The sequence below is a fragment of the Halobacillus sp. B23F22_5 genome (genome assembly GCF_043497085.1).
GTDB lineage: Bacteria > Bacillota > Bacilli > Bacillales > Halobacillaceae > Thalassobacillus.
In genome coordinates, this window is the sequence record NZ_JBIEKI010000031.1 from 1 (window position 1) to 9,001 (window position 9,001).

The 9,001-nt window shown below is 34.8% G+C and carries 12 protein-coding genes and 1 other annotated feature; of the genes, 1 reads left to right on the plus strand and 11 read right to left on the minus strand.

Going from position 1 to position 9,001, the window contains the following annotated elements; genetic code table 11:
• Positions 1-394: 394 nt before the first annotated feature.
• The 9 genes from ACGTN9_RS20855 to ACGTN9_RS20895 form a co-directional block, all read right to left on the minus strand.
• Entirely contained in the window at positions 395-619 is a 225-nt protein-coding gene (locus ACGTN9_RS20855; RefSeq protein ID WP_499596451.1) for a hypothetical protein, read from the minus strand.
• Positions 620-725: 106 nt separating this feature from the next.
• Positions 726-1,934, minus strand: coding sequence for an MFS transporter (locus tag ACGTN9_RS20860; protein WP_499596467.1), 1,209 nt, complete (start codon positions 1,932-1,934; stop codon positions 726-728).
• An 87-nt stretch (positions 1,935-2,021) separates the two neighbouring features.
• Positions 2,022-2,283, minus strand: a binding site (T-box leader).
• Between the two features lie 220 nt (positions 2,284-2,503).
• Positions 2,504-2,986 carry an SRPBCC family protein gene (locus ACGTN9_RS20865; protein ID WP_499596452.1) on the minus strand — a complete coding sequence of 161 codons (483 nt, stop codon included), beginning with the start codon at positions 2,984-2,986 and terminating at the stop codon, positions 2,504-2,506.
• Positions 2,987-3,142: 156 nt separating this feature from the next.
• Positions 3,143-3,421: a hypothetical protein gene (locus ACGTN9_RS20870; RefSeq protein WP_499596453.1), complete on the minus strand. Its 279-nt coding sequence runs from the start codon at positions 3,419-3,421 to the stop codon at positions 3,143-3,145.
• Positions 3,422-3,592: 171 nt separating this feature from the next.
• On the minus strand, positions 3,593-4,045 hold the full coding sequence (locus ACGTN9_RS20875) for an NUDIX hydrolase (protein ID WP_499596455.1): 453 nt from the start codon (positions 4,043-4,045) through the stop codon (positions 3,593-3,595).
• Between the two features lie 164 nt (positions 4,046-4,209).
• Positions 4,210-4,698, minus strand: coding sequence for a hypothetical protein (locus tag ACGTN9_RS20880; RefSeq protein WP_499596456.1), 489 nt, complete (start codon positions 4,696-4,698; stop codon positions 4,210-4,212).
• Positions 4,699-4,830: 132 nt separating this feature from the next.
• Positions 4,831-6,036: an MFS transporter gene (locus ACGTN9_RS20885; protein WP_499596458.1), complete on the minus strand. Its 1,206-nt coding sequence runs from the start codon at positions 6,034-6,036 to the stop codon at positions 4,831-4,833.
• A 163-nt stretch (positions 6,037-6,199) separates the two neighbouring features.
• Positions 6,200-6,976, minus strand: coding sequence for a class I SAM-dependent methyltransferase (locus ACGTN9_RS20890; RefSeq protein ID WP_499596469.1), 777 nt, complete (start codon positions 6,974-6,976; stop codon positions 6,200-6,202).
• Positions 6,977-7,101: 125 nt separating this feature from the next.
• Positions 7,102-7,476 (minus strand): Imm50 family immunity protein, encoded by a 375-nt coding sequence (locus tag ACGTN9_RS20895; RefSeq protein WP_499596460.1) that lies wholly within the window; start codon positions 7,474-7,476, stop codon positions 7,102-7,104.
• A 290-nt stretch (positions 7,477-7,766) separates the two neighbouring features.
• On the opposite strand from ACGTN9_RS20895, the gene ACGTN9_RS20900 reads away from it, so the two are divergent.
• The gene (locus ACGTN9_RS20900; protein WP_499596462.1) at positions 7,767-7,946 is read left to right on the plus strand and encodes a hypothetical protein; all 180 of its coding nucleotides are present in this window, start codon (positions 7,767-7,769) and stop codon (positions 7,944-7,946) included.
• A 224-nt stretch (positions 7,947-8,170) separates the two neighbouring features.
• On the opposite strand, the gene ACGTN9_RS20905 is transcribed toward ACGTN9_RS20900, so the two are convergent.
• Both ACGTN9_RS20905 and ACGTN9_RS20910 read right to left on the minus strand, forming a co-directional pair.
• A complete protein-coding gene (locus ACGTN9_RS20905; RefSeq protein ID WP_499596464.1) occupies positions 8,171-8,776 on the minus strand; it encodes a hypothetical protein in 606 nt (201 codons plus the stop codon).
• A 20-nt stretch (positions 8,777-8,796) separates the two neighbouring features.
• The coding region (locus tag ACGTN9_RS20910) for a hypothetical protein (RefSeq protein ID WP_499596465.1) at positions 8,797-9,001 on the minus strand (205 nt) is incomplete at its 5' end.

Below are 9,001 nucleotides of genomic sequence, written 5' to 3' on the forward strand. Positions count from 1 at the left end.
AGAACATAAAGATCCTATTTCTTTAATTTCAGTCATACAAGTCCCCATTCCTTTTTCAGATTGTATTTATTAATAAAATGACCTTTTCCCATACAAAAAAAGCATGTCTTATTCAAGATTTGCCCCCTTATGCGGAAGACTCGGTTTCAAGATAATCTAATAAACTTACATGATATTCAGTGAAATAATGAATTATTCTTTTGACAACATTTTCTAATTATTCTTATTTGCCCTCTATGATTGATTTCATCTTCAAATACGTGAAACCAAATAAAGTAGTTATTAGATGGATTATTATCCCATAACCTGTTTTCGTATAACCAATCATCAGTCAACGTTGCAAATTTCTGAAGTGTTCTATGTCTAACTTCTTCAAGTTTTGTGATATAAAATTCTAATGAATATCTTTTCTTCCTTTTTCCCCAAGACTATATGGAGATCCCCATTCCAACATTTCATGCTCATTTGGTCTTCGGCCATCAAAAATTTCTATTTGAAATCCTTTCTCTACAGCAGATATATGTAATAAAAGGGCTCCAATACTATTCCCCTCCTTACTTGGTAAAAAATCCAATTCGGAGGTTGTTAGTCCTAATATTTCTGGAGTACTTGTAATCAAGATAAAACAGGACTCCCAACTAAGGATTACCATGAAGTTTGCAATGTAAAAGGATTAATTTACTTCCCATAAACCTTCATTTGTTTCAGTCTCATATACGGGTTCATCAAACTTTTTTCTCAAAGTAAAAACTCATCAAACACAATGCGCCTGTAACTAAAAGAATTAAAAATGAACCAATAATTACAGCTAACTTAATAGATAATAATTGAGCAGCTATACCAATAGAAATAGTTGCTACTATGATAATAAACGCTTCGATAAGACCATAAATACTTCCTACCCTCCCCATAACATTAACAGGAATATTATTTTGATAGAAGGTGTGAAAGCCTGTATTTGCAAATGCAAGTGAAAATGATAGCACTACAAACCCTAACGCAGCTATTTCAAAACTTGATGAAAAAGCGTAAACAATATATCCAACGGAAACAAATAACGGTCCCAACCCAATCAATAATGAAGTAGATATTTTCTTAACAAATAAGGTGTTTACAACTGCGCCCACTGCAATACCAACCCCTGCAATACTTACCAAAAAGCCATACTCCGAATCAGATAACTGTAAAACCTCCTTAGAGAAAGCTGCTTCGAGTGAATCTAAAGCCGTAGCCATTACCATCATCAGGCTAAACAAGAAATAGATCACCATTACAAAAGGAAAGTTATGAGTGAAAATCCTAACTATATTCCAGTCCTTCTTTAGAAGCCCGAAGGATAGGTCAGGAAAACTTTTTTGTTTCCATGTTGAATCATCTAGTTGGGGGAGTAATAAGGTAATTAATCCTGATCCTAAAAATGTTAATGCATTTATATAGATTGCCATGTAAGGAGTTCCTAACATAAAAAGCAGACCAGCTATGGCAGGACCAATCAGAAAGCCACCAGAATCAATTAGACTTCTAAGGGAATTAAACCTTTTTCTCTTTTCTGAAGGTATCAATTTAGTTATGTATGTCATAGAAGTAGGCTCGAAAACTGAACTTCCCATATTGATTAAGAAAACAACCAAATAAATCAGCCAAAGGGATGATATCGAAGGAAGAATAAAGATTAGAACTGCCCTTACTAAATCCAACCTCACCATAAGGTCTCGCTGATTCAGACGGTCTATGATGGTTCCAGACCAGAAGTTAGTGAATATTGTCGCTAAAGGCTTTAGAATGTATAGGGCTGCCACAGCGAGAGGTGAACCCGTCATATCTAAAACAATCAAATTCAATGCAATTAAATAGATCCAATCCCCTATATTTGATAATCCGATACCGAATAATAGGAGAAAGGGGTTCTTCCACGAATAAAATACTTTCTTTATATCCACACCAAATCCTCCTTCATTATTGACTGTTTATCAGTAAAATGATTTTGGTAAATAAAAAAATCCCACCCCCAAGACATGTGTCTTGGGGGCGAGATTGTATTTTATCGCGGTGCCACCCCAGTTTATTAATATGTCACCATATTAATCTTGTCGGGTACTACAGACTTTATCGTTGTTTATACCCTAGCTCTATAACGGGAGCTCCCGTCACACTATCCCCTTCAAAAGGTTCCAATATGATGCTCTGAGGCTTGGTTCAGTAAACAATTCCTACCCCTTCTCACCTAACGGGGCTCTCTGGTAAGAAAATTGATTTACCTACTCTTCTCTTCATCGCAGTTAGATATTTCTCTACATTATCCTTTTATCTACCAAATTTGTAAATAGTTTTTTTAAAACGGTTCTCAAACCTGTGTCTTCAACAAACCTATCCATTTCTTAAGTAGAGAAAAAGGCGATTAATTCTTATTGAATAATCGCCCCCGTTTGTTGAACTATTGAATTCAAGATAAAGTTCCAACTTTTTCAAAAGTAAACTTTCAAACCAGGCAACGATTTGATTCCTAGTATTTATTACGCTCAAAGGCTTCCTGATAATATTCCCTTAGTTCAGTAGCATTACCTTTCCATTCAACTGGATGTCCATTCACTATCTGTTGAAAGACACCCAAGCACCGGTGCCATCCTGCAGCGGTATTAACTGCCCATGAATCGTCGTCAAAAGTATGGGTGAAGATCATTCGAGAACCTTTATCCTCTTCCTGTAAAGAGATGTTTACCAGATCACCTTCTTCACGGAAACCAAATACATATGGCTCTTCTAACTCTGTGATAGTAGCCTTATATGTTGTACCTTCACCATCATCGAAGCCAATTTCGCCACCAAGTCTTAGATCCAATTTCCCTGTAGCAAAAGGATACCATTGGGAGAAGTAATTAGAAGTTGTGAGGACACGGAAAACTTCTTCTGGATTTTGAGGGAAAAATCGCTCAAATCTTAAAGCATAACGACCATGTGATTCATGTAATGTACCATATTCATTCATTATTTATTCCTCCTTTACTTTTTCCTGAATTCTTTCTGAAACTTGTTATTACTCCATTGTATTTATTGAGCAATTGCCCCTATTATGGAAGACTTGATTTCGAGACATCTTTCATTAGATCTTTAACATACTCCCCGTCAGTGGAAGATGATCTTTTTATGCTTGTTGGAACCCATACATCGCCATAAAGACTAAAAATGTAGATAAAAGCACCCCTAAGACATTCATCAAAACAAGGCTAATTTTGACCTTGCCTTTAATCCCAGTTAAAGCAAATATTAAGCCCAAAATCCCTAAAATCAAAGGTAAAAAGATGCTTATATTTATTACAGCAACATAGAGTGCATTACCCCATTTAGTCAAACCAGCTAATAGTGGAAAAACAGCCAAAATAAAAAAAGATATTGATAATATTGAACAACACTTTTTTGTCATAATTAGTCTCCCTCTCTAATTTTTATTCAATTAAACTGCCCTGTTAGTGAAAATCCGATCGTCCATATTGAACAATCGCCCCCTATAACAGAAGACTTGATTTAGAGATATTTTGAAGTGGATCTTCAACTAACATCACCGTTTCTTGAATAATGCTCATGAATGGTGACGCTAAGAAGTTAATTGTTTTATGTACGGATTTATATAACTTCGATATTCTTCAGTTAGTCCTTTTGGTAATTCATTGAGCTTAAAATACTGAACCTCAAATGATTCTGTATTATCAATTTCGATATATCCTTTTACTTCCTTTGTAAAATAAACAGCAGTTACTGAATAAAGTTCATCTCCATTTGATACTTTAAAATAATAATCTTGCCCTGAAAAAACACCTAACAGTTTTAATTCTCCTATATCAAGTCCAGTTTCTTCTTTCACTTCTCTTCGTGCAGTATCTTCTAAACTTTCCCCTAATTCCATAAGTCCACCAGGCAATCCCCAACCACCATCAGTTCTATGTTGTAATAATAGTTCATTATTCTCGTTTAATATTAAAACCACAGAACCTGTGAGTATTAAAGGTCTATGGCCGACTAATTTTCTCAAATCTTTAACATAATCCATTGTCTTTCCTCCATTTTAGCAATTTCTTCACCAATAAACCTGCCATTTAATAAGAAAAGGCGAATTCCCTTGTTGAGCATTTGCCCCCTATTATGGAAGACTTGATTTCGAGATATTGAAGCACAGATCTTTAACTAACGCACCCGTTTGTTTAAGAATATTTTTTATGGATTAACTAAAGAACCATCAGGTTGTCCGATCACAAATTTTTGCAAAAGACTTGATGTTATAACATCTCCATTCAGCTCCGTTATCGATACTTTAATAGCACCCTTAGTAATCATTTTCTTTAATTCGTCCTGATTAACTGATTTTTTTAAAAATAGATTGTTTCCTACGAAAAAAGAATCTTGATCCTTAAAATCTTCATTACTATTAAAGATATCTCGACTATCAAACGTTACCTTATAATCTTTATCTACTATCGACTTTAATTCGTCTGTTAATTCTAAGGTTATCAAAAATGGAGCACTTGTTCCTTGGTGGTCATATTCTAACCAAACAGTAGGTGCCAATAATTTATTGTCTTCCTCGTTAACATAAGCTACAAAACTTTCATCTTCTTGGATGCTTATCTTTTTCTGCTCATCTACGTTATCGCTGCATCCCAAAAGTAGTATTAATGTTAATAAACTTAAGATTTTAATCTTCAAAAAACTCCCCCTACATCCTTCAATTTACCTGTCCATTAGTGAATAAGCGTTCGTATATATTAAACAATAGCCCCCTTTTCTTGAAGACTTTAAATCGAGATACTTAATAAACTTATAGGGTATAAAAAAGGTTTAAGCAACTTTTTTAAACATCGCCTTAAGTTGTTTATGCTGGGCTTGTTTAAGTGCTAGTATTGTTGTAATAAATACAGGTATTAGAAGAGCGATATAAATTCCATTTACCCCGTAGATGTTAGCTACCCAACCTAATATTGGTGCACCGATAACCACAGACCCTTGGTTACAAATCATTCGATAACTTGCCATTCTACCATGGTACTCTTTATCTGTTGCCATTTGTTGAACAGACTGTAATAAAACCCTTATCCATGTGGTACCTAAACCAATAAGAAATACACCAATAAAAGCAACATATATAATCGGGGCGAAACCAACTAGTAATAACCCTAAGAATACAACCATCAAAGAACGAATAGAAAGGTAATTTTGATTTGTATTCCACCACCATGTACCAAGGATTCCTGCAATTACACCACCTGTTGAGAGCGAGGCATCCAAAAAACCATAAATCATAACGGTTTGTTCAAGGTATTCCTTGGTATAGACCGATAAAAATGCAATGCTTGTATGAAATACAAGTTGACCCACAAACATTATTCCAAACAAATTAAATAAAAATGTATTCCTTTTCAGGTATTGAAATCCACCTATTAAATCGGTAATTATGGACTTGTTATCATCTTCTGAAGGAGATATGTTAGTATCTCTTTTTACTAGCATTAAGGAAAATGTCGATAAAACAAAAAATATTAGTACAATCCACATAGAGAAAGTTTCAGATGTTAAGCCTATAATAACTCCACCGGTAGAAGCACCTAATAAACCTCCAATAATTGCAGCCGATCCAGATTGTGAATATACTTTAGGAAGTTCACTTTTCGTGAATATCTCAGCAATAAAAGCTTGTACAGACGGTCTAAATAAAGATCCCATAAGTTGAATAATCATATGCGTTATAATAACCATCCATGGTGTTAGAATTTCAAAAACGATTGTAGTAGTAATAAGTAATAAGGAAATTGCACTTATTACGTTAGCTAATATAGTTAATATTTTCCGGTCAAATCGATCAACAATTACGCCAAATATTAGATTCATAAATAAACTAGGTATAAAACCAATACCAACTAATAAACCTGTGTACATTGCATCATTAGTCATTTTATATAAAATCCAGGTAATTATGATGAAATACATAGCTCTCCCAAACTCTGCCAGGAAGAAGCCACTCCATATATATTTTAGGTTATGAAACATGGTTATGCCCCCATAAATAGCCTATAAGCTAAATCTCTACAATATAAAATAATGTTCCCATCGTTTATGTAATTTAAGAAATGACATAGAGTGCTGTTTTATGATCACCATATTAAATTATAGCCCCCTTTAACAGAAGACTTGATTTCGAGATATCTTATAATTATTTAACCGCTATCCAAATTGTCCATCTATCTTTCTCAATTATGCTATTATTACTTGAAAGTGATTTATCTACATGATTAATTAATATCCTCAATTCATTGTCATCTAGTTCATGTAAAATACTTCTTCCGGTTCGCTCACTTAAATCTTCAAGTAATTGATCTTTGGTATCATACATTTTTCTTGTTTCCCACAACTTAACTTCCTCGATTTTTCTAAATCCAACTTTCTTCAAAGTTTCCAACACGAACTGGCTGGAATATCGGCGACTCACCTCTTTATCGATTAATCTTGGAAATAATTCAAAAAGATATCCTCTTATATGGTTATCATTCCCTTTTAATAGACAATCATCAGGGGTACGATCCTGAATAATATAATATCCATCATCCTTGAGTATTCGATAGGCTTCTTGAAAGCAATTTTGTAATTCATCCAGATGATGTATTAATGCTCTTTCAAGTACTAAGTCAAAATTATTGCTATTTACCCCTGTATCATAAGCACTCCCATACCTGAAGAATATGTTTTTATAATCCTTACAGTTTTCCTTAGCACCCTCTAGTATCTTTTCAGAAAAGTCTACGCCAGTGACTGAAGCTACCCCCATGTCCGCTAACGCCTTAGAATAGATTCCTCCTCCGCATCCAATATCTACAGCTTTTGATACATTCTCAACAGGTACAAGTTGTGTTATTGTCTTCTTCCATGAGCTGTCTGCAGTGCGAGTAGTATATGTAAAGCGATTCTTATTACTATGGAAATCAATCCCCAACATACATCCCTCTTTCCTTTAGTAACTAAGATTACAGTATTGAAAAATTGGCCCCTATAACGGAAGACTTGATTTCGAGATATTGAAGCAGATCTTCAAGTAACGCACCCTTTACTTGAATAAAGTTAATAACCACTTACTGTTTGAATTAAACCCGCACCAGCTTTTATTTGGGCTTCAACTTCACCTGTTATATTGACGATAAAATCACCTTTACTATCAGTTTTTATATCAATGTTACCTCTATATGTATTATTATTTGATTTCAAACCAACTTCCTTAACATCAGAGAAATCTATCTCTATAAAGGTAGTCGTATAACCTCTTTCAACCCATTTCATTGGTGGTTTATCAGCGTAAAAGGGCATATCGAAACCAATTTGTACTTGGTCTCCCTCATGTGAAATTGCTATCCTTTCAATACGAATATCATTTAGAGGTGGTACACTGGTGTATATCATTGATATAAATTTGTTATCTGTTAAATGTTCATGCCACATTACGTTTCAACCCCTTCCTTACAGTTGTTAAAATCGCTTTTTTAAATTATTTCTTCTTAAACAATACTGCTCCGTTAGTTAAAAAGGGGATCGTCTATATTGAACAATTGCCCCCTATTATTGATATCTTGGAATCATATTATGTTACACATAATCTTCACAACATAAAATAATTTTGTGTTATATTAATTTACAGTTGTTTATTTTTCCAGGCTCCTCTCCCAGAGTCGGTTCAGGCCGAGGTCCAAAGTGATACCCCAGCGAAAAAAGTAGGAAAGGGAGTGGTAGTTATGAAAGAAATGGTTACGAGTCTTAAAGGTTTCCAGGTATTAATTCAAGTAATAGCCTTAGTAGTAAATATTGCAGTCTTCAGTAACTCCATCGCTGGGGTGCCTGGAAAAGAAAATAACTTTTATTGTTATAAGCCCCGGCTGCTATGGGGCTTATCCACAATAGCCCCCTATACTTGAAGACTTGATTTCGAGATATATTGAAGTAGTTCTGAAACTAACGCGCCCGTTACTTCCATAGTAAAAATTACTTTTTATAGTTCTCCTTTAAATTCTTCACGTATCTTTTTTAACCAAATGCCCTCAAGCGGAAATAAGACACCGACATCAACATTGTCAAAATCAAATCAGAGGACACAAAAACCAACGAATTGTCGTACATCACTAATCTTAAAGGTTTGCTCCTATGGTATGGTGGTTAATTTTGCTTTAAGTAACAAAACCACTTCGTGTTTATTCACCAGATTTCTCAACTCATCCTTATCGCCCAAGTTATACATCCTTGTTTCATTTGAAGTAGTTCCTGAATAAGCAGTTACCGCCACTTCTTCACCAGTTTCCAAGGTTATCCCCTTGTCTCCAGGATGATGTTGCCAACCGCTTATTTGCAAGCTGCCCCACACATCTTCCTCTCTCCGCTTATCTTGTATGCTTTGATTAGGCCCATATAAGAAAAATATTGGTTCTTTCCCCTGATGCCTTATTAGCCCCATTCCGAAAAAGCCTTTATCATTATCGTCTTCCATTGTACGAAAAGTTAAAGATGTTGGGTCGTTTTGTTTCTCACCATTGATATAATAGTCGATCCAAATCTCTACTTCTGTACTCTCGTTTTCTGGGTATTGAAACTCGAATTCTCTTAATTCTCCTAGCGAAAGCTCACGGAATGCCTGCTGGTGGTTAGAATTTGACTTGTATTTGATGACAGCTGTATCTTCTTCCGCTTTTGCACACCCAGTTACAAACATCAAAAGAATTACTCCTAGCATACCTATAGTTATTTTTTTCACGCTTCCCCTTCTTTCTTTTATTAACTCCCATTCTGTTCGATGTTCTTCAACTCTACTGCTCCGTTAGCACAATAAGCGCTAGCCCCTGTGCAACTATCGCCCCCTTTAACAGAAGACTTGAATTCGAGATAACTTTGTTGTTTACCCTTTAATTTAAATAAAAAAGAAACAGTAACTATATCACTGAAGTGGTAGATGCATTTTCCTTGTTGGGTTATAAACGTC